Annotated in this window: 21 protein-coding genes; 16 read left to right on the forward strand and 5 right to left on the reverse strand. The window is 34.5% G+C overall.

Annotated elements, in window-relative coordinates; translation table 11 throughout:
• Positions 1-55 precede the first annotated feature (55 nt).
• Positions 56-526: a GNAT family N-acetyltransferase gene (locus ACUXVC_RS09955; protein WP_050843336.1), complete on the reverse strand. Its 471-nt coding sequence runs from the start codon at positions 524-526 to the stop codon at positions 56-58.
• 138 nt (positions 527-664) lie between these two features.
• Positions 665-1,615: a metal ABC transporter substrate-binding protein gene (locus tag ACUXVC_RS09960; RefSeq protein WP_001126154.1), complete on the reverse strand. Its 951-nt coding sequence runs from the start codon at positions 1,613-1,615 to the stop codon at positions 665-667.
• Between the two features lie 265 nt (positions 1,616-1,880).
• Here ACUXVC_RS09960 and ACUXVC_RS09965 point away from each other — a divergent pair, with 265 nt between their 5' ends.
• Complete coding sequence (locus ACUXVC_RS09965) at positions 1,881-2,030, forward strand: hypothetical protein (protein ID WP_000540932.1); 150 nt, start codon at positions 1,881-1,883, stop codon at positions 2,028-2,030.
• Positions 2,031-2,145: 115 nt separating this feature from the next.
• Positions 2,146-2,805 (forward strand): oxidoreductase, encoded by a 660-nt coding sequence (locus tag ACUXVC_RS09970; RefSeq protein WP_001042736.1) that lies wholly within the window; start codon positions 2,146-2,148, stop codon positions 2,803-2,805.
• A gap of 29 nt (positions 2,806-2,834) precedes the next feature.
• Here the strand turns inward: ACUXVC_RS09970 and namA are convergent, their stop codons facing one another.
• Positions 2,835-3,872: an NADPH dehydrogenase NamA gene (gene namA, locus ACUXVC_RS09975; protein WP_078401164.1), complete on the reverse strand. Its 1,038-nt coding sequence runs from the start codon at positions 3,870-3,872 to the stop codon at positions 2,835-2,837.
• A 133-nt stretch (positions 3,873-4,005) separates the two neighbouring features.
• Here namA and ACUXVC_RS09980 point away from each other — a divergent pair, with 133 nt between their 5' ends.
• The 6 genes from ACUXVC_RS09980 (at position 4,006) to ACUXVC_RS10005 (ending at position 8,876) form a co-directional block, all read left to right on the forward strand.
• A complete protein-coding gene (locus tag ACUXVC_RS09980) occupies positions 4,006-4,458 on the forward strand; it encodes a methylated-DNA--[protein]-cysteine S-methyltransferase (protein ID WP_069355456.1) in 453 nt (150 codons plus the stop codon).
• 7 nt (positions 4,459-4,465) lie between these two features.
• Positions 4,466-5,470, forward strand: coding sequence for a DUF2628 domain-containing protein (locus tag ACUXVC_RS09985; RefSeq protein WP_078401163.1), 1,005 nt, complete (start codon positions 4,466-4,468; stop codon positions 5,468-5,470).
• An 84-nt stretch (positions 5,471-5,554) separates the two neighbouring features.
• Positions 5,555-7,216, forward strand: a complete 1,662-nt coding sequence (locus ACUXVC_RS09990) for a peptide ABC transporter substrate-binding protein (protein WP_000824276.1) — start codon at positions 5,555-5,557, stop codon at positions 7,214-7,216.
• A 59-nt stretch (positions 7,217-7,275) separates the two neighbouring features.
• On the forward strand, positions 7,276-7,692 hold the full coding sequence (fosB, locus tag ACUXVC_RS09995) for a FosBx1 family fosfomycin resistance bacillithiol transferase (protein ID WP_446026025.1): 417 nt from the start codon (positions 7,276-7,278) through the stop codon (positions 7,690-7,692).
• 13 nt (positions 7,693-7,705) lie between these two features.
• Complete coding sequence (locus tag ACUXVC_RS10000) at positions 7,706-8,251, forward strand: short-chain dehydrogenase (protein ID WP_069355458.1); 546 nt, start codon at positions 7,706-7,708, stop codon at positions 8,249-8,251.
• A gap of 13 nt (positions 8,252-8,264) precedes the next feature.
• Positions 8,265-8,876, forward strand: coding sequence for a phosphoserine phosphatase 1 (locus tag ACUXVC_RS10005; protein ID WP_053564690.1), 612 nt, complete (start codon positions 8,265-8,267; stop codon positions 8,874-8,876).
• Between the two features lie 45 nt (positions 8,877-8,921).
• On the opposite strand, the gene exsB is transcribed toward ACUXVC_RS10005, so the two are convergent.
• Positions 8,922-9,500: an exosporium protein ExsB gene (gene exsB / locus ACUXVC_RS10010; protein ID WP_144465426.1), complete on the reverse strand. Its 579-nt coding sequence runs from the start codon at positions 9,498-9,500 to the stop codon at positions 8,922-8,924.
• Positions 9,501-9,681: 181 nt separating this feature from the next.
• On the opposite strand from exsB, the gene cotH reads away from it, so the two are divergent.
• From cotH to ACUXVC_RS10025, 3 genes are all read left to right on the forward strand, one after another.
• The gene (cotH, locus tag ACUXVC_RS10015) at positions 9,682-10,758 is read left to right on the forward strand and encodes a spore coat protein CotH (RefSeq protein WP_000938001.1); all 1,077 of its coding nucleotides are present in this window, start codon (positions 9,682-9,684) and stop codon (positions 10,756-10,758) included.
• A gap of 104 nt (positions 10,759-10,862) precedes the next feature.
• Entirely contained in the window at positions 10,863-11,480 is a 618-nt protein-coding gene (locus ACUXVC_RS10020; RefSeq protein ID WP_000153584.1) for an NUDIX hydrolase N-terminal domain-containing protein, read from the forward strand.
• Positions 11,481-11,584: 104 nt separating this feature from the next.
• The gene (locus ACUXVC_RS10025; RefSeq protein ID WP_000880691.1) at positions 11,585-12,187 is read left to right on the forward strand and encodes a DedA family protein; all 603 of its coding nucleotides are present in this window, start codon (positions 11,585-11,587) and stop codon (positions 12,185-12,187) included.
• A gap of 36 nt (positions 12,188-12,223) precedes the next feature.
• On the opposite strand, the gene ACUXVC_RS10030 is transcribed toward ACUXVC_RS10025, so the two are convergent.
• Positions 12,224-13,581 (reverse strand): IS3-like element ISBce18 family transposase gene (locus ACUXVC_RS10030; RefSeq protein ID WP_097856517.1). Its coding sequence is split into 2 segments (ribosomal slippage): positions 12,224-13,125 and positions 13,125-13,581, totalling 1,359 coding nucleotides; the frame shifts between segments, so codons are not numbered across the junction.
• 157 nt (positions 13,582-13,738) lie between these two features.
• On the opposite strand from ACUXVC_RS10030, the gene ACUXVC_RS10035 reads away from it, so the two are divergent.
• The 5 genes from ACUXVC_RS10035 (at position 13,739) to ACUXVC_RS10055 (ending at position 18,988) form a co-directional block, all read left to right on the forward strand.
• Positions 13,739-15,118: a putative polysaccharide biosynthesis protein gene (locus ACUXVC_RS10035; RefSeq protein WP_078401162.1), complete on the forward strand. Its 1,380-nt coding sequence runs from the start codon at positions 13,739-13,741 to the stop codon at positions 15,116-15,118.
• Between the two features lie 334 nt (positions 15,119-15,452).
• Positions 15,453-16,394: a magnesium transporter CorA family protein gene (locus ACUXVC_RS10040; protein ID WP_000932389.1), complete on the forward strand. Its 942-nt coding sequence runs from the start codon at positions 15,453-15,455 to the stop codon at positions 16,392-16,394.
• 198 nt (positions 16,395-16,592) lie between these two features.
• A complete protein-coding gene (locus ACUXVC_RS10045; protein ID WP_000418716.1) occupies positions 16,593-17,489 on the forward strand; it encodes a permease in 897 nt (298 codons plus the stop codon).
• A gap of 3 nt (positions 17,490-17,492) precedes the next feature.
• Entirely contained in the window at positions 17,493-18,362 is an 870-nt protein-coding gene (locus ACUXVC_RS10050) for a TIGR03943 family putative permease subunit (RefSeq protein WP_000488059.1), read from the forward strand.
• A 119-nt stretch (positions 18,363-18,481) separates the two neighbouring features.
• Positions 18,482-18,988: an acyl-CoA thioesterase gene (locus ACUXVC_RS10055; protein ID WP_053564687.1), complete on the forward strand. Its 507-nt coding sequence runs from the start codon at positions 18,482-18,484 to the stop codon at positions 18,986-18,988.
• Positions 18,989-19,062: the final 74 nt, after the last annotated feature.

Below are 19,062 nucleotides of genomic sequence, written 5' to 3' on the forward strand. Positions count from 1 at the left end.
ATTAAATAAGGGAAAGAAACTAAAAATTGATACATGTATAATAAAAAGCCTGTTTTCACAGGCTTGTATTTTCGTCTATTAGTAACTCCATTACAACACCCACAACTGGACCTTCATCATCAATATCACCATTTAAGCGGAAACCAAATGATTCATACAGTCCCATTGCAAGTTTGTTGGCTGGATGTAAACTTAAGTAAATTATTTTGCATTCAAATTTTTCTTGTAAGAATTGAATGAGTAAGCGAAGGAAACGTTTTGCGTATCCTTTTCCTTGATATTGTTGGTCAATCATAAAGCGATCGAGCCATACACTTTTATGTTTTACTGAATACCATCCATACATTGCATAACCTACAAGTGTTTCTCCATCATATAAACCTACTGACGTTCCGTTTCCTTCATATAATGATTCTGCTAAAGAAAACGCGTTACTTTCAATAAATTGTTGCTGATCTTTTGCGACGTCTAAAGCAACTACTGAACGCCAATTTTTTGCTGTTACTTCACAAATGTGAAGATTCATAATTCCAACTCACCTTCTAAATTAATATAGCTTTAAAGCTAATATGGATAATTTTACTTGTTATTTTGGTCAAGTCAAGGATAAATACATAAAAAGGCAGCTGAATACTAGATTCAGCTGCCTAGAAAATATAATGTATTAGTTTGTTGCTTCTTTCAATGTGTTTACGTTTTCTTCCATTAAAGTGAAGTAATCTTTATTATTTTTTGCATCATCTTCAGAAACAGTAGCTAAGTGATTTAAGCGTAAAACTTTTGTACCAGTTTCTTTTTGAATAACAGATGCTACTTTTGGAGTAGAGAAAGTTTCGAATAAAATATATTTTAGATTATGTTCTTTTACTGTTTTTGTAATGTCAGCAAGCTGTTTTTGAGATGGCTCATCAGAAGCTGAAATTCCAGCGATAGGAATTTGTTTTAGGCCGTATCGTTGTTCCCAGTAACCATAGGCAGCATGAGAAACTAAAATTTCTTTCGTTTTTGCGTTCGCTACAGCTGCCTTAAATTGATCGTCTAAATCAGTAAATTTAGTTTGAAGTGCTGCAAAGTTTTTTTCGAATTCTTTTTTATGTTCAGGTTGTAATTCTACAAGTGCATTTTTAATTTTTTCTGCCTGTTTCATTGCTAGAGTAGGATCTAACCAAACATGTGGGTCTTTATCGTGATGATGTTCATCTTCTTTATGGCCATCTCCATGATCATGATGCTCTTCTTCAGTAGAAGCACGAAGCTCAATACCTTTAGATGCATTTACAATTTTAACATTTTCTTTTTGTAATGTTTTTTCCATTTTTTCAGCAAATGGTTCTAATTCAGCGCCGTTATAAACGAATAAATTGGCTTTTGCAACTTGTACTGTTTGTTTTTGACTTGGTTCAAATGTATGTGAATCTGCACCAGGTGGGTAAATTGCTTCAACATTTACATAGTCGCCACCGATTTTCTTTGCGAAATCAGCAAGTGGGAAAATCGTTGTATAAACTGTTAGCTTTCCATCTTTCTTGGCATTACTTTCTTTTTTATTTGAGCAGCCAGCGAAAATTAAGGTAAAAATAAGTAAGAATGAAAATATAGTCAATCTTTTAGGCATGAAGTTCTCCTCTTTTCTTTTTTACGGATATATTTTCCCCAATTATAGAAGAAAAATATCATTTTAATACAAAACGGAATAATTACGTTTTAGTTTGCGAACTTAGTATAATACATCTTTAATAAAGTTGCAATAAATAATAATCATTCCGATTTGTTTTTGTTATAAAGTTGTCAAATATAGGTGTATTATTTTTGCAAATGCATGCATATGTGACAACGCTGTTTTCATATATTGAAAAGGAGGTAAAGAGGGGGATGAGCGCTTGGGTTACTTAATGGAAGCTATTTTATTAATATTAGCGGTAGTATTGCCATTATCTTTCGTATTAATTTTTTTAAGAAGATTAATAAGTAATTTAGGGGACGCTACAACAATAACGAAATTACAAGAGAGAGATGAGAAAAAAGAGTGAGTAAAGCACTATGCGTACGCATAGTGTTTTACTTGTGGTAAAATAAGAGCAGGAAACTCCTAAAGGTTGTATTTTACTGAAGGAGAGAAAAGTAAAATAAGAGGTATATGCATATATGAATAAGCGAACAGCGTTAATACTTGGTGCAAGTGGTTTAGTTGGACAAGAGATAACGCGTCTATTACTTGAATCAGATTACTACGATTCGGTTACTATTTTTGTAAGAGAGCCAATGCAATTGCAACATGAGAAGTTACAGCAGAAACAAGTTGATTTTTCGGTATTAGAGGAATATAAAGAGTTCTTTGCTGTGGATGATGTTTTTAGTTGCTTAGGAACAACAATAAAAAAAGCAAAAACAAAAGCAAATTTTAAAAAAGTAGATTATGAATATACGTTACGAGCTGCTTGTTTAGCTGAAAAACAAGGGGTGCAAAATTTCCTTGTTGTGTCTTCTATGGGAGCGAATCCTAAATCATTTTTCTTTTATTCACAAGTGAAAGGAAAAATGGAAGAAGAATTGCAAAAGTTAGTGATCGGTGGTATTCACATTTTTAGACCATCATTATTAGTAGGAAACCGACAAGAATTTCGTTTCGGCGAACGAATGGCTGAAAAGTTATCTCGTATTATTCCTTTTATTTTTAAAGGGGCTTTCAAAAAGTATAAACCAATTTCAGCTAAAGATGTGGCGAAAGGTATGTATATAACCGCGCTGCGAGAAGAATCGGGTATCCATACTTATAATTCAAATGAAATTACAACGATAGAATAAATAAAACCGAGAAGAATGACTTCTCGGTTTTATTTATTCGTATGAATTTTTCCTGGTGCTCGCTTATATTGGTGAGGTTCTTGCAATTCAAAGCCAAGTTCATTGGCCGCTATTCTTGGGAAGTACGGATTGCGAAGTAACTCACGTCCGATGAAAATTAAATCTGCTTCGTTCTTATTTAAAATTTGTTCTGCTTGTGACCCAGTCGTAATCAATCCAACTGCACCAGTTGCAATCTTAGTATGCTCTTTAACATGTTTGGCGTATTGTACTTGGTAACCAGGATACACATCAATATGTGCTGGTACAACTGCACCAGAACTACAATCGATTAAATCTATTCCCTGTTCTTTCATCCACTTTGTATACTGAACATAATCTTGAACTGTTAGCCCGTCAGGATGATAATCATTTGCTGAAATACGAACGAATATTGGTCCGTCCCAAACTTCATTTACAGAGTCGATAATTTCGCGTAAGAAACGATAGCGGTTTTCAGGTGAGCCGCCGTATTCATCCGTTCGTTTATTAGTAAGTGGTGATAGGAATTCATTGATAAGGTAACCGTGAGCGCCATGTAATTCGATAACATCAAATCCGGCTTGTTTTGAACGTAACGCGGCCCTCTGAAAAGCTAATATAGTCTCTTTGATTTGCTGTATATTCATTTCTACTGGTATTTTCATCTTATCATTAAAAGGAATTGCAGAAGGAGCGAAAGCATTCGTATCTAATTCAGCTTTTCTTCCGGCGTGAGCGAGTTGAATGGCAGCTTTTGCGCCGTTATCATGTATAAAAGTAGTCGTTTTATGTAAGCCTTCAGTTAGGTTGTCATCCCAAATGCCCAAGTCTTTGTTAGAAATTCGACCTTCAGGTAACACGGCTGTTGCTTCAATCATAACTAAACCAACTTGACCGGCAGCTCTTGTTCCATAATGAATGAGATGGAAATTTGTTACTTGGCCATCCTCGTTTTCCGACGAATACATACACATAGGCGACATAACGATACGATTTTTTAGTGTAACGTTCTTAATTGTATAAGGTGAAAAAAGCTTGGAATTCATCAAATAGCCTCCTTGATTGAATTTTCTTATATTTTACCATTCTCTTTTTTGTTTCTCTAATAAAACGCTTATACGAAAAATTTTGTATATTCGTGTTACAATGACTAATATGAACTGAATTGGAGGATGGCATATGTACCAGGCTTATTATGAAAGCGAAGTAGGTTTGCTTGAAATTAAAGCGAATCAAGAAGGAATTACGTCTGTTATATTTGTTGATGAACGACAAGAAGAAAATAAAAATGAAATGATAGAACAATGTATAAATGAGTTAGATGAATATTTTAAAGGGAAAAGAAAAGAGTTTACGGTCCCGCTGTCTGCAGAGGGAACAGCATTTCAAAAAAATGTATGGGATGCACTTTATACTATTCCATACGGCGTAAGTGCTTCATATTTAGATATTGCAGAGAAAGTTGGAAATATAAAAGCTGTACGGGCAATAGGAGGGGCGAATAGTCGGAATCCAATTTCAATAATTGTTCCATGTCACCGTGTAATAGGAAAGAGTGGAAAGCTTGTTGGATATGCTGGTGGTTTATGGAGGAAAGAGTGGCTATTAAAACACGAAGGTATTTTGAAATGACGTATGGATGGGAAGAGGGATTGTTTTGAAATGTATAAATTGTGGGCAACCTTGCGAGGAGGAACAGTTAAATTGTGCAAGTTGTCAGCGAAACTTGGATAATGAACAAGAGGAAGGTAGCTCGTTAATAGATAATGAACTGGAAGTATATGTAGGGAGACAATATCCGTATTATCAAAGGAAATGGGAGCTTGAGAATAAGCGGATTGCTAGGTGGAGTTGGAATGGTTGGGCTGCTATTTTCAATATAGGCTGGCTAGGATATCGTAAATATTATATACCAGCTGCTTTATTTATGCTGTTATTAGTAGCTTGTGATGCATTTTCGTACTATATGGGATTTAATGTAGCGTTGCCAATCATTAATATGGTGCCTCTGACGTTTTTATTACTCATTTTTATTCTTTTTGGAATGGGGATTTTTGCAAATGGATTATACTATCAATTTGCGGAAAGACGTATATACCGAATAAAAGCAAGAGAAATAAAAGATAAATCAGTTGAAAACTATCTAATCAATGATAGCGGCGGAACGAGCAAAATGGGAGCGACAATTGTTACTATTTTAGCAGTTGCTAGCATATTTTTTAGTCATTTCTTTTTTCCGACTGATCGAGACGTTATTCAAAAGGTTCGTACAAGCTCGCTTTATGAATATCCTTTCTTTTCAATAGGTGAATCTTTCGAAAATTATTTTCAAAATTCAGGTTGGATATATTATCGTGGAACGGAAGGGTTAGAATTAGTAGAATTCCAAGGATATAACACCGGAACGCCAAGACAAAAGGTGAAGATTCAATTTGTTGTCGATTATAAATTAGGTGAAGTGGAACCATACTCACTTATGGTTAATGGTGAATCTAAAACTGAAGAAGAGTTTTTGAAGCTGATGGAAGAAATATTTAAAGTTCAAAATCCATTTGATATAGAGGATGGATTACAAGTAAATGCTATTCAAGAAAGCGACTGGAAAGAAATTTCCGGTCGCTTTTTTCTATGTTTGTTAAAATAAATATTTAAAATAATCAGAATCTTTTGTATAATGAAATATATTATATAGGATTTAACTTATACATATAGATTGGGGGAAGGAAGAATGAAGAGAAAGACAACAACAATTGCTGCACTTGCGTTAACGACAAGTGTATTGGTTGCAGGATGTGGGAATGGTGAGAAGGCTTCGACAACGAAGAAAGAATCGAATAAGGGAATGGCCGATAAACAAGTTTTAAATTTGCTAGAAACAGCTGAAATTCCTTCAATGGATACATCTAAATCAACGGATTCTGTATCTTTCCGTGTATTTGTAAATGCAATGGAAGGTTTATATCGTCTAGATAAAGATAATAAACCAACACCAGGTATGGCAAAAGATGTGAAGATTAGTGAAGATAAAAAGACATATACATTTGAATTACGTGATGCGAAATGGTCAAATGGTGATCCAGTTCGAGCACAAGATTTTGTATATGCATGGCAACGTACATTAGATAAAGCATTAGCGGCAGAATATGCATTCATTTTATTTGATGTGAAAAATGCACAGAAAGTAAATAAAGGTGAATTACCAGCAGATCAATTGGGTGTTAAAGCGAAGGATGATAAAACGTTGGTAGTAGAATTAGAGCAACCAGCACCTTATTTTCTTGAGCTTACGTCGTTCCCTACATTTTTCCCATTAAATGAAAAATATGTGAAAGAGCAAGGAGATAAATACGGATTAGAAGCAGATAAATTATTATATAATGGACCATTTACAATGAGTCAATGGAAACATGAACAAAATTATCAGTTGAAGAAAAATCCTAATTATTGGGATAAAGATACTGTAAAATTAGACGAAATTAATGTAAGTATTGTGAAGGAAACAAGCACGGGAGTAAATTTATATGATAGTGATCAAGCAGATCGAGTTATTTTAACTTCTGAATTTGTTGATAAATATAAAAAGAATAAGCCAGATGAATTTAAAACGAAGTTAGATCCACGCATATATTTCTTGCGTTTTAACCAAAAAAATGCAACATTTAAAAACCAAAAAGTACGTGAAGCGATTGATTTAGCATACGATAAAAAAGGAATTGCTGATGTCATTTTAAATGACGGTTCATTGCCAGCATATTTCTTAGTACCTGAAAAATTTACGACAGGTCCGGATGGAAAAGATTTCCGCTCTGTAAATAAAAACTTCCGTGATAGTAAAGATAATGCAGAGAAAGCAAAAAAATTATGGGAAGAAGCGAAGAAAGAGCTTGGTCAAGATACAATTACAGTTGAATTACTAAACGATGATAACGGTAGCCGGAAAAAAGTGGGTGACTTTATTAAGGAAGAACTAGAGAAAAACTTGCCTGGTATTAAAGTGAATTTGAAACAGCAACCATACAAGCAAAAGCTAGATTTAGAAAAGAAATTCCAATATGAATTCTCATTATCTGCATGGAGCCCTGATTATCCGGATCCAATGACTTATATTGATATGTTTGTTACTGGAAGCTCATTTAATGAAATGGATTATTCTAATCCGAAGTATGATGATTTAGTAGCGAAATCAAAAGGAGAGCTATTAAAAGATGATAAAGCACGCTGGAATGCACTTGCGGAAGCTGAAAAAATCTTAATTGGTCAAGACGCAGCAATTTCTCCTACGTACCAACAAAGTACAGCTTATTTAGAGAAGCCATTTGTAAAAGGTATTGCTAATCATACGTTTGGTGGGGACTTCAGTTATAAATGGGCATATATTACAAAAAAATAGTATAATAAAAGATGAGTGAATTTTCGCTCATCTTTTATTTGTATAAGGAGGAATTATAGTTGTTAAGGGGAATCAATCATATTTGTTTTTCGGTATCTAATTTAGAAAACTCTATTATGTTTTATGAAAAAGTATTAGAAGGAGAATTATTAGTTAAAGGAAGAAAATTGGCTTATTTTAACATATGTGGAGTATGGATAGCGCTTAATGAAGAGACGCATATTCCGAGAAATGAGATTCATCAATCCTATACGCACATTGCATTTTCTGTTGAACGAGGAGACTTTAAATGTTTAATACAGCGATTAGAAGAAAATGATGTTCATATTTTACAAGGAAGAGAACGTGATATCAGAGATTGTGAATCTATATACTTTGTTGATCCTGACGGTCATAAATTTGAGTTTCACTCAGGGACACTGCAAGACCGTTTAAATTATTATAGGGATGAGAAACCTCATATGACATTTTATTAGGGAGGGATAGCATTTGCATGCACTTGTAATTGGTGGAACAGGAATGCTAAAGAAAGTTTCTATGTGGCTTTGTGAGAAAGGATTTTATGTTTCTATTATCGGGCGAGATGAAGTGAATTTAGAAAATGTTAAGAGAATGAGTTCTGCACCAGAAAATATTACATGCCTTTCGTTAGATTATCATAAGGATGAAGATGTAAAGCTAGCTATTAAAAGTACAATTAAGAAAAATGGCCCGATCACATTAGTTGTTGCATGGGTACACACAAGTGCAAAGCATGCACTATCAAATATTTGTAAAGAACTAGATTTGTCGTCTAAAACATATAGTTTATTTCATATTTTAGGTAGTAAAGCATCACGTATGCCTGCACAAAAAATAGGAAGTACGCGATGTATTTATTATAGAATTATTTTAGGTTTTATTTTAGAAGATACATATGGAAGATGGCTTACGCATGAAGAGATAGCTGATGGAGTTATAAAAGGGATTGAAAGTAAACGAGCGGAGTGGATTGTAGGGAGAGTTGAACCGTGGGAATTACGACCAACATGGTGAGGGGGAGTAAGAAATGAAAACAACTATATATGTAACAAGGCATGGTGAAACAGAGTGGAATGTAGCGAAGCGAATGCAGGGACGAAAAAATTCTGCTTTAACTGAAAATGGTATAGTTCAGGCGAAACAATTAGGGAATCGAATGAAAGATTTACCAATCCATGCGATCTATAGTAGTCCGAGCGAAAGAACACTTCATACGGCAGAGTTAATAAAAGGGGAACGTGATATACCCATTATAGCGGATGAGCATTTCTATGAAATCAACATGGGTATATGGGAAGGACAAACAATCGCGGATATAGAAAAGCAATTTCCAGAAGAAGTACATCTATTTTGGAATGAGCCACATCTTTTTCAGTCAACATCAGGCGAAAATTTCGAGGCCGTTTATGAAAGAGTAATTGAAGGGATGCAACTTCTTTTAGAGAGGCATAAAGGACAAAACATATTGATTGTTTCTCATGCGGCAGCAGCAAAATTACTTGTAGGGCATTTCGCGGGAATTGAAATAGAAAATGTGTGGGATGATCCATTTATGCATAGTGCCAGTTTGAGCATAATAGAATTTGAAGAGGGTATTGGTAAAGTGAAACAATTTGCAGATATAAGTCACTTTCAATAAATGTAAAAAAGGCCGCAAAACGGCCTTTTTTGGGTGGTATAAAAACTAGCAGTTACGTTTTTTATACCAGAAGTGATCGAATTTCTTATTTTTGCAAGATGGGAATTTATGTCCGCCTTTGCAATCATTCCATTTGTGTTCGCTATCGTGACAGTCTTTACCATGATCACATGAATCATCGCAAGAGTGACCGTGTCTGTTAGGGAAGAATTCGCATTTTTTACAGAAACTTCGTTTTGTCCAGAAAAATTTCTTTTCAAAGCGTATGCATTTTGTAACGAAAGTGCAATGTTTTCTGCGAGTACGTTTTGTAACTAAAACGCATTCTTTTCTACGCGTTACTTTCGTAACGAACGTCCATTTTTGAACACGTACACGAGTACATTTCGTAACGAATGTCCATTTTTTTACATGTGTACATTTTGTAACGAACGTACAATGTTTCACGCGAGTACATCTTGTTCTTGGACATTTACCCCCAGTTGTACATTTACATCCAGTTGTACAATGATGATGAGTGAATTTATCATCATCGCATTCAAAAGTACTTGGATCTTGGTGTAAGAAATCCTCCATCCCAGCACTTTTGATTTCTTCGACAGCTTTTCTAATATCACGTTTCATAGAAATCCTCCTTATCATGTATTAAAGTGAAAAGGTATTCTTTTTCCTTAACATGATATGTATGTAGGCATCTTTCTGAACAGGACAAGAGTGTAATTTTATATAAATAGATGATTGCGGATGTATGGACAAGACAAGGCGCATACATTGAATGAAGAGAACTGAGAAGGGATGAGAAAACATGTTGCCTTCATATGATTTTTTTGTTCATCCAATGTACTTAGTGGAATTGAAAAAGGACATTTGGTCAGATAGTCCAGTGCCGGCAAAATTAACTTATGGAAAAAAGAAGTATGACATTGATATCGTATACCGTGGGGCTCATATTCGCGAATTTGAGAAAAAGTCTTATCATGTTATGTTTTATAAGCCTAAAAAATTTCAAGGTGCGAAAGAGTTTCATTTAAATTCGGAGTTTATGGATCCGTCTCTCATACGAAATAAATTATCTTTAGATTTTTTTCATGATATTGGTGTACTTTCGCCAAAATCACAACATGTATTTATAAAAATTAATGGTCAAATTCAAGGTGTGTATTTACAGTTAGAATCGGTTGATGAAAATTTTTTGAAAAATAGAGGATTACCGAGTGGTTCTATTTATTATGCGATAGATGATGATGCGAATTTTTCATTAATGAGTGAACGAGATAAAGATGTTAAGACAGAGCTCTTTGCGGGTTATGAATTTAAATATTCGAATAAAAATAGTGAAGAACAACTGAGTGAATTTGTATTTCAAGCGAATACTTTGACGAGGGAAGCCTATGAAAAAGAAATTGGGAAGTTTCTACATGTAGATAAATATTTACGATGGTTAGCAGGAGTTATTTTTACGCAAAACTTTGATGGTTTCGTTCATAACTATGCACTATATCATAACGATGAAACAAATTTATTTGAAGTTATACCGTGGGATTATGATGCGACTTGGGGGCGAGATGTACAAGGGAGACCACTTAATCATGAATATATTCGCATTCAAGGGTATAATACGTTAAGTGCAAGATTGCTAGACATACCTGTATTTAGAAAGCAGTATCGAAGTATTTTGGAAGAAATATTAGAAAATCAATTTACAGTTTCGTTTATGAGGCCGAAAGTAGAAGGGTTGTGTGAATTGATTCGCCCATATTTACTACAAGATCCATACATGAAAGAAAAATTAGAAACATTTGATCAAGAGGCTGATATGATTTATGAATATATAAATAAAAGAAGAAAGTATATACAAGACCACTTACATGAATTGGATTAATTTTGAAAGAGATTGAAACGTTATCAATCTCTTTTTTTTGTATAATAAAGATGTATCAATAAAAATGAAGTAATATATTTGATAGAGAATGGGGATGCGGATATATGACGATTAAATGGATTGATTGGGTAAAACAAATACAATCTATAGCTCAAGCGGGTTTAACGTATTCTAAGGATGTGTATGATATTGAGCGTTTCCAGCAATTACGAGATATTTCTATTTCAATGATGTCACATTACACGAAAACAGATTGGGAAGTCGTAGAGAAATTATTTGCAAGTGAGACAGGCTATCAAACACCTAAAGTTGATATAAGAGCGGTTGTTTTTCAAAATGAAAAGTTATTATTTGTGAAAGAAAAAAGCGATGGAAAATGGGCATTGCCAGGTGGATGGGCTGATGTCGGTTATACGCCAACCGAAGTTGCAGCAAAAGAAGTTTTCGAAGAGACTGGTTATGAGGTAGATCATTTTAAGTTACTAGCTATATTTGATAAAGAAAAACATCAACCATCTCCATCGGCGACGCATGTATATAAGATTTTCATTGGATGCGAGATTATTGGTGGAGAAAAGAAAACTAGCATTGAAACAGAAGAGGTGGAGTTTTTTGGTGAAAATGAATTGCCTAATTTATCAATTGCTAGAAATACAGAAGACCAAATTAAAGAGATGTTTGCCTACATGAAAGACCCACAGAAAGAGAAATTAATAGATTAATCCTGCTTGAATTGTACATATTGTTAAAATGAAGATATTGGCAGATTGCAGCCTTTATGTAATAATGGGATGGTATGTGAAGAAAAAAGGAGATAAAAAAGAACATGTTAGCAAACATAATAGATCAGTTATTGCAATTTTTTGCAAGCTTAGGTTACTTTGGAGTAGCTCTTGCTTTAATGATTGAAGTAATCCCAAGTGAAATTGTACTTTCGTATGCTGGCTTTTTAGTAGCGAATGGTAAAATTAGTTTTGTTGGTGCAGTTATCGCCGGAACGATTGGTGGTACTTTAGCACAAATCTTTTTATACTGGCTTGGATACTACGGAGGGCGTCCGGTTGTAGAGAAATACGGGAAATATCTACTTATTAATAAACATCATTTAGACATAGCAGAAGGTTGGTTTAAACGTTATGGAGCAGGCGTAATATTTTCTGCGCGCTTTATACCAGTAGTACGTCATGCGATCTCTATTCCAGCAGGACTAGCTAAGATGCCATTAAAACTATTTACACTTTATACGGTTGTAGCGATCATTCCGTGGTCAATTCTATTTATATACTTAGGTGAAAAACTTGGTGGGAATTGGCGACAAATTAAAGAGTATGCATCTGATTACACACATTACATAATTATAGGAGCTGTTCTTTTTATTGCTCTATACTTTGGTTTAAAGTATTTCAAAAAGAAAAAAGCTGCGCGTTAATGAAGTGACCCCTAAAAGTTAGACACGGTTATTTCATTAGGCAGCTTGATAAAAATGAGTCCGGTATTGCACCGGGCTCATTTTTAATTTTGCTTTTATCCGTTTTGTATTGTAATAATCTATATATTTTTCTAATTCTATTTTGAAGTGCTCTACACTTTCAAACTCTTTTATGTAGAGAAACTCAGACTTCATGATTCCAAAGAAATTCTCCATTACTGCGTTGTCATAACAGTTGCCTTTACGAGACATACTTTGTACGATACCTCTTTTTTGTAATGCGTGACGGTACTGTTTCATTTGATAATGCCACCCTTGATCTGAATGCATCATTAGTTGGTGATTTTCAGGTAAACCTTCTAATGCTGTCTCTAACATTTCTGAAACAAGTGAATACGTCGGTCTAGAGCCAATTGTATAGGTAATGATTTCACCATTATACAAGTCTAATACAGGTGATAAATAAAGTTTCTCACCGAATAATTTAAATTCTGTAATATCGGTTACCCATTTTTCATTTGGCGTATCTGCCGTAAATTTACGCTCTAAAATATGAGGTGCGATTTTACCAACTGTTCCTTTATAAGATTTATATTTTTTCATACGTACAAGACATTTTAAACCTAACTCTTTCATAATTCGTTGCACTTTTTTATGATTCACTATTTGATTACGATTGGCTAACTCATCACGAATACGACGATATCCATAACGACCTTCGTGTTCATCATAAATCGCTTTAATTTCTACTTTTAAATCGGCATCTGGATCGATTCTATCCATTTGTTTTACATAAAAATAATAGGTGCTTCGAGGGATATCCGCTAACTTTACTAATTCTTTCACTTGAAACTCATGCCTTAATTCATAGACTACTTGTGCCTTGTCTTGTTTGGTGATTTTTCCTTGTTTTGAACTAAGGCATTCAACTTTTTTAAATACGCATTTTCCATACGTAAGCGTTCTAATTCAGCTTGTAACGCTTCAACTGAACCTTCTGCCGGAATCTTTTTAGTATCATGTTTTGTGTTTTTATTTTTCATGGATGGACGCCCCTTTTTCTTTGGTTCAAGGGCATCTAAGCCACCTACTTCAAATTGCTTCTTCCATTGATAAACCGTTGTAAAAGAAGGAATCATGAAGATAGCCGCTGTATCCATTAACGATATACCCGATTGAGCCATAAAATTTAGTACGTCTAGTTTAAACTCTGCGGTGTAATTTGTATAGACCTCGTGTAAACCTTCTTCTCCATGGAGTTCGTATAAGCGTAACCAGTATTGAAATTGTGCCTTTGTAATATGCATCTGTTTTGCATATTCTGCTTGAGAAATTATTTTCGGATTAAATCCTTGAACGAGCGTTAACTTTAAATCCTTCGTAAATTTTGTCATACAAAAAACTGCACCTCCAATTGTTAGACTGTGTCTAACAATTGGGGTGCAGTTCATAAAGTCCAATGATTTTTCATTGGCTTTTTTATTTGTTTCCGGTTCTAAAAAAAAGGAGTTGTCCATAATGTGTAATAATAAAGCGTAGCGGAGGAATGTGATGAAAGGGTCACCGTTTATACGTGGAACTATATTTTTAACGATGGCAACGATGATATCAAAAATGTTAGGATTTATATATGTTATACCATTTACAGCAATGGTCGGTACGAGTGGGTATGTTTTATACACGTATGCATATCGTCCCTATACCATTATGCTCAGCATTGCGACAATGGGATTACCACTTGCAGTTTCAAAAATGGTATCAAAATATGATCAACTGAATGATTATCATACGGTTAAGAGAGTGTTGAAAAGTGGAATCGTGTTTATGTTTATAATGGGAGTCATTTCGTGTTTTACGTTATATATGCTAGCTCCGCATTTAGCTAAGCTTGTCATCGATGGGAATGATCAAACGGGGAATAGTGTAGGAGCGGTTACTACTAATATTCGAATTGTAAGTTTTGCGTTAATACTTGTGCCAGTAATGAGTTTATTAAGGGGCTTCTTTCAAGGATTCCAATCGATGGGGCCTTCTGCATTAAGTGTCGTTGTAGAGCAATTTTTTCGGGTTTTAACCATTTTAATAGGAAGCTTTGTCGTTTTATATATTTTAAAAGCATCTGTCTCGCTAGCAGTTGGTATTTCAACATTTGGTGCCTTTATGGGAGCGGTTGGTGGATTAACTGTTTTAAGTGCGTATTATATAAGAAGGAGAAGGCACTTAAAGAAAAAAGAGATGGAAAGTATACCACAAACAACGAAATCTTTTTTCTCATTGTATAAGGAGCTCTTTACATATTCTATTCCTTTTGTTGTGGTGGGCTTAGCAATTCCGTTGTATCAGACGATTGATACATTTACAATTAATAAACTACTTATACAAATAGGGTATATGCAAGGAGAAGCGGAAAAAATTAATGCGATAATTGGTCTTGTTCAAATGGTTGTGCTTATCCCGGTATCCGTTGCGACAGCTTTTAGTATGTCTCTCGTACCAGAGATGACGAAAGCTTACACAGCAGGAAATACGAAGCTATTGTACAAACATTTTACGAGAACAAATGTATTAGTAGTAGCAATTACGGTACCGGCGGCAATTGGAATGATGGTGTTAGCCAAACCTGTATATACTCTTTTATTCGGTGCTGGAAATGATCCAGAGATGGGGAGAATCATTTTACAGTATTATGCTCCCGCTTGCATACTATTTTCTCTTTTTACAGTAACGGCTGCTATGCTACAAGGAATCAATCAACAGCAGAAGACGGTGCTAGGACTAGTGATTGGAATTATTGTGAAGATAGTTTTAAATATTGTATTGCTTCCGTATTTCGATTATGTAAGTTTTATCATTTCAACATACGCTGGCTATACGATTTCAGTCGGTTTTAACTTGTGGATGCTTTCTAAATATGTTATAAAGGCAACATAAGCTTTTAAGGCAGAGAGCACTCTGTCTTTTTCTATGTTTATCCCGCTTTAACGGGCAGTGAGACCCTCACCTCAAAATTCAGCGAAAGAAAAGAAGTTTGGTTGGGGGCGGGTAGCCTGTAAAAGCCCGATTTGTGAGGGCTAATAATCAGTGGGGGGATGAAGCCACCCACTGATTAAAGTTTCACTTTATAATATTTTTCCTATAAAAACGTTTTCAAAATAATTTTTCTATTGAAATTTAAACGTATGTTTCATATGCTGAGAATGGCGGTTTAAAAACTGTGATTTAAGAGAGGTAGATTCCTACATGTAAAAAGAATCGGGGTGATAGTATGTTAAATATATATTTAACAGACCGAAACGGAAAACTACAAGAGATTGAGGAAATGCAAAAGGGGTGCTGGATTAATGTACTTCATCCAACAGAAGAAGAAATTCAATATCTAGTACAAACTTTAAATGTAGACTTAGATTTCATTAAAGACCCTTTGGATGATGAAGAACGCTCTCGTATTGAAAAGGAAGACAATAATACTTTAATTATCGTGGATATTCCGACAGTTAGACATGACGAAGAAGGAAATTCGATTTATGACACGATTCCAATAGGTATGATTGTGATGCCGGATTGTTTTGTTACAATCTGCTTAGAAGAGAATCCAATTTTTGAACGTTTTATTAATCAACGTATTAAAGAATTTTATACGTTTAAAAAGACGCGCTTTGCACTTCAGCTCTTATATACGATTTCTACTTATTATTTAAGATACTTAAAGCAAATAAATCGAAAAACAATTGATTTAGAGCATCAATTAAATCAGTCAATGAAAAATAAAGAGATTTTCACATTATTAGGCCTTGAGAAAAGTTTAGTATACTTTACAACGTCATTAAAGGCTAATAAAATTGTAATTCAAAAGTTAATGCGTAATAGTACATTTTTAAAAATGTATGAAGATGATCAAGATTTATTAGAAGATGTATTAATTGAAAATAAACAGGCTATTGAAATGGCGGAAATATATAGTCACATTTTAAGTGGAATGATGAATACTTTTAGCTCCGTTATATCAAATAATTTAAATAGTGTTATGAAACTGTTAACGTCAATTACGATCATTTTATCTTTACCGACGATGGTTTCTAGTTTCTTTGGAATGAACGTAAAGGTTCCGTTTGAAGGGGAAGCCCACGGTTTTGTAATTGTACTCATCATATGTGTAACACTATCTTTCACGTTAGCTTTTGTTTTTTGGAAGAAACGTTACTTTTAACGATAAGAAAGCTGCTCTAGCATAGTTATATAACTACGCTAGAGCAGCTTTTTTGCTATGAAATCTCAAATTTTGAATAGAATATAACTTGTACAATGTAATGTATATAAAGGGTATGTATGCCATATAAACCTTGTCCAATTAATGAAATGGGGTTAAAATTACATATTGTTAATGAAAAGTTGGAGGAAATACATCATGGAATTGTTTCAATTACCGAAAGCATTCCTGCAAATGAATACAATTTTTATCTCCATATTGATCGAAGCACTTCCGTTTGTGCTAATTGGTGTATTTATTTCAGGATTCATTCAAATGTTCGTGACAGAAGATATGGTGGCTAAATGGATGCCGAAGAACCGATTTCTGTCTGTTTTATTAGCTACTTTTTTAGGCATGTTGTTTCCAGGTTGTGAATGTGGAATTGTTCCGATTGTAAGACGATTAATCGGAAAAGGCGTTCCACCATACGCAGGGATTGCATTTATGTTAACTGGTCCAATTATTAATCCAGTTGTTTTATTTGCAACATACGTTGCCTTTGGGAGTAGTATGCACATGGTATGGTATCGTTCTATTGTAGCGATTATCGTAGCCATTATCGTTGGAATTATATTATCCTTTATGTTTAAAGAACATCAATTAAGAGATGATCACTTCCCAGAAGTGAATAATAAGCGTCCACTGCGTAAAAAAATGTGGGATGTATGTACACACGCTGTTGAGGAATTCTTCTCAATGGGAAAATATTTAGTACTAGGTGCGTTAATTGCAGCAGCGGTACAAACGTTTGTACAAACTTCAACACTTCTTGCTATTGGACAAGGTCCGTTTTCTTCATCAGCTGTTATGATGGGACTTGCTTATATATTATCACTTTGTTCAGAGGCAGATGCATTTATCGCTTCTTCGTTCCAAAGTACGTTTTCAACAGCTTCACTTGTCGCGTTCCTCGTTTACGGACCGATGGTGGATATTAAAAATATGTTTATGATGCTTGCGACATTTAAAACTAAATTTGTAATTGTTGTTATAGTTACAGTTACTCTTGTTGTTTATGCAAGCTCACTACTCATTTATGCGATGGGGTGGTAGGTTATGTTTCGAGCATATATATTATTAGGTTTTACAATATTAATTGCGCAGCTTCATATTTCCGGTAACATTACGAAGTATATCAATATGAAGTATGCCTATTTATCAACAACAGCAGCAATTATTTTAGGTTTCTTAACGATTGTACAAATTATCGTCGTTTTCCAAAAAGAGCACCAAAAGGAAAAAGAGAAAAATGATTGCAGTTGTGACCATAGCCATTGCGGACATGATCATTCAAAAGATGAGAATACATGGTGGAAAAAAGCATTTTCGTACTCCTTGTTTTGTTTTCCAATTATCTCAGGCTTATTTTTCCCGATTGCAACGTTAGATTCAGATATTGTTAAGGCGAAAGGATTTCATTTTCCTGTTGCACAAGCAGAAAGTAAGGATCCATTTATGACAAGACAATTTCTAAGACCTGATACGAGCATTTATTACGGGAAAGAAGGATACCGCGGTGTAATGGAAAAAGGGAAGAAAGAGTTTGTTACGAAAGACAATATTAATTTGAAAGATGAAGACTTCCTAAAGGGTATGGAAACAATTTATAATTATCCTGGCGAGTTTACTGGGAAAAAATTATCTTTTAAAGGGTTTGTTTTTAGAGATGATTCTTCTAAAAAAGAACAATATTTCTTATTCCGTTTCGGTATTATACACTGTGTAGCGGATTCTGGTGTATATGGTATGTTAGTGAAAAAACCAGAAGGCGTAGAGTGGAATAATGATGACTGGATTCAAGTAGAAGGAGAGATAACTACTGAGTTTTATCAGCCGTTTCATGCGAATATTCCTGTATTAGAAGTAACAAAATGGAATAAAGTTGAACAGCCGAAAGAACAATATGTATTTAGAGGAGCCGATTGATAAAATCGGTTCTTTTTTGTGGACTAAAAGTTCTGAATGTTGCTAATATTAAACGTGTAGTTCATTTGGTATAGGGATTATTGAAATATTAGGGATAGATCATTAAAGGGGTGATAACAATGACAGAAGTAAAGGGGAAAACAGCCAATGAGTCAAGGGTGTTCAAAACGAGCCGGGTATTCCCAACAGATTTAAATGATCATAACACGCTATTTGGTGGGAAGATATTAGCGGAGATGGATATGGTTGCTTCTATTTCAGCATCCAGACATTCGAGAAAGGAATGTGTCACAGCATCTATGGACTGGGTTGATTTCTTACATCCTGTTCGTTCTTCAGATTGTGTTAGTTATGAATCTTTCGTAATTTGGACGGGAAGAACTTCGATGGAAGTGTTTGTGAAGGTAGTGGCTGAAGATTTAATTTCAGGTGAGAAGCGTATAGCGGCAACGTCATTCGTTACTTTTGTTGCACTTAGTAAGGGAAATAATCCAGTTCCAGTACCGCGTGTTATCCCTGAAACAGAAGAAGAGAAAGAATTACATCGTATTGCAGTGTTACGTGCAGAGCAGCGTCATATACGTAAGGCAGAGAGTAAGAAAGTAGCTACATTGTTAACCTTTTGAGATAAATGTTTAGCCATTTAAGTTACAATAGCAGGCGGAAATGGTTTTAAAATGAAAAGCGGACACCTAAAAAT

The sequence above is a fragment of the Bacillus sp. N6 genome, assembly GCF_052805735.1.

Excerpts from the sequence above, each read along its gene's own strand:
- ACUXVC_RS09970 (WP_001042736.1), top strand. The coding sequence starts at position 2,146 with ATGAATAAGCGAACAGCGTTAATACTTGGTGCAAGTGGTTTAGTTGGA.
- ACUXVC_RS10045 (WP_000418716.1), top strand. The coding sequence starts at position 16,593 with ATGGAATTGTTTCAATTACCGAAAGCATTCCTGCAAATGAATACAATT.
- ACUXVC_RS10050 (WP_000488059.1), top strand. The coding sequence starts at position 17,493 with ATGTTTCGAGCATATATATTATTAGGTTTTACAATATTAATTGCGCAG.
- exsB (WP_144465426.1), bottom strand. The coding sequence starts at position 9,500 with ATGAAACGTGATATTAGAAAAGCTGTCGAAGAAATCAAAAGTGCTGGG.
- cotH (WP_000938001.1), top strand. The coding sequence starts at position 9,682 with ATGTTGCCTTCATATGATTTTTTTGTTCATCCAATGTACTTAGTGGAA.
- namA (WP_078401164.1), bottom strand. The coding sequence starts at position 3,872 with ATGAATTCCAAGCTTTTTTCACCTTATACAATTAAGAACGTTACACTA.
- ACUXVC_RS09985 (WP_078401163.1), top strand. The coding sequence starts at position 4,466 with ATGGGAAGAGGGATTGTTTTGAAATGTATAAATTGTGGGCAACCTTGC.
- ACUXVC_RS09960 (WP_001126154.1), bottom strand. The coding sequence starts at position 1,615 with ATGCCTAAAAGATTGACTATATTTTCATTCTTACTTATTTTTACCTTA.
- ACUXVC_RS09990 (WP_000824276.1), top strand. The coding sequence starts at position 5,555 with ATGAAGAGAAAGACAACAACAATTGCTGCACTTGCGTTAACGACAAGT.
- ACUXVC_RS09980 (WP_069355456.1), top strand. The coding sequence starts at position 4,006 with ATGTACCAGGCTTATTATGAAAGCGAAGTAGGTTTGCTTGAAATTAAA.
- ACUXVC_RS09955 (WP_050843336.1), bottom strand. The coding sequence starts at position 526 with ATGAATCTTCACATTTGTGAAGTAACAGCAAAAAATTGGCGTTCAGTA.
- ACUXVC_RS10025 (WP_000880691.1), top strand. The coding sequence starts at position 11,585 with ATGTTAGCAAACATAATAGATCAGTTATTGCAATTTTTTGCAAGCTTA.
- ACUXVC_RS10020 (WP_000153584.1), top strand. The coding sequence starts at position 10,863 with ATGACGATTAAATGGATTGATTGGGTAAAACAAATACAATCTATAGCT.
- ACUXVC_RS10040 (WP_000932389.1), top strand. The coding sequence starts at position 15,453 with ATGTTAAATATATATTTAACAGACCGAAACGGAAAACTACAAGAGATT.
- ACUXVC_RS10055 (WP_053564687.1), top strand. The coding sequence starts at position 18,482 with ATGACAGAAGTAAAGGGGAAAACAGCCAATGAGTCAAGGGTGTTCAAA.
- ACUXVC_RS10035 (WP_078401162.1), top strand. The coding sequence starts at position 13,739 with ATGAAAGGGTCACCGTTTATACGTGGAACTATATTTTTAACGATGGCA.
- ACUXVC_RS10005 (WP_053564690.1), top strand. The coding sequence starts at position 8,265 with ATGAAAACAACTATATATGTAACAAGGCATGGTGAAACAGAGTGGAAT.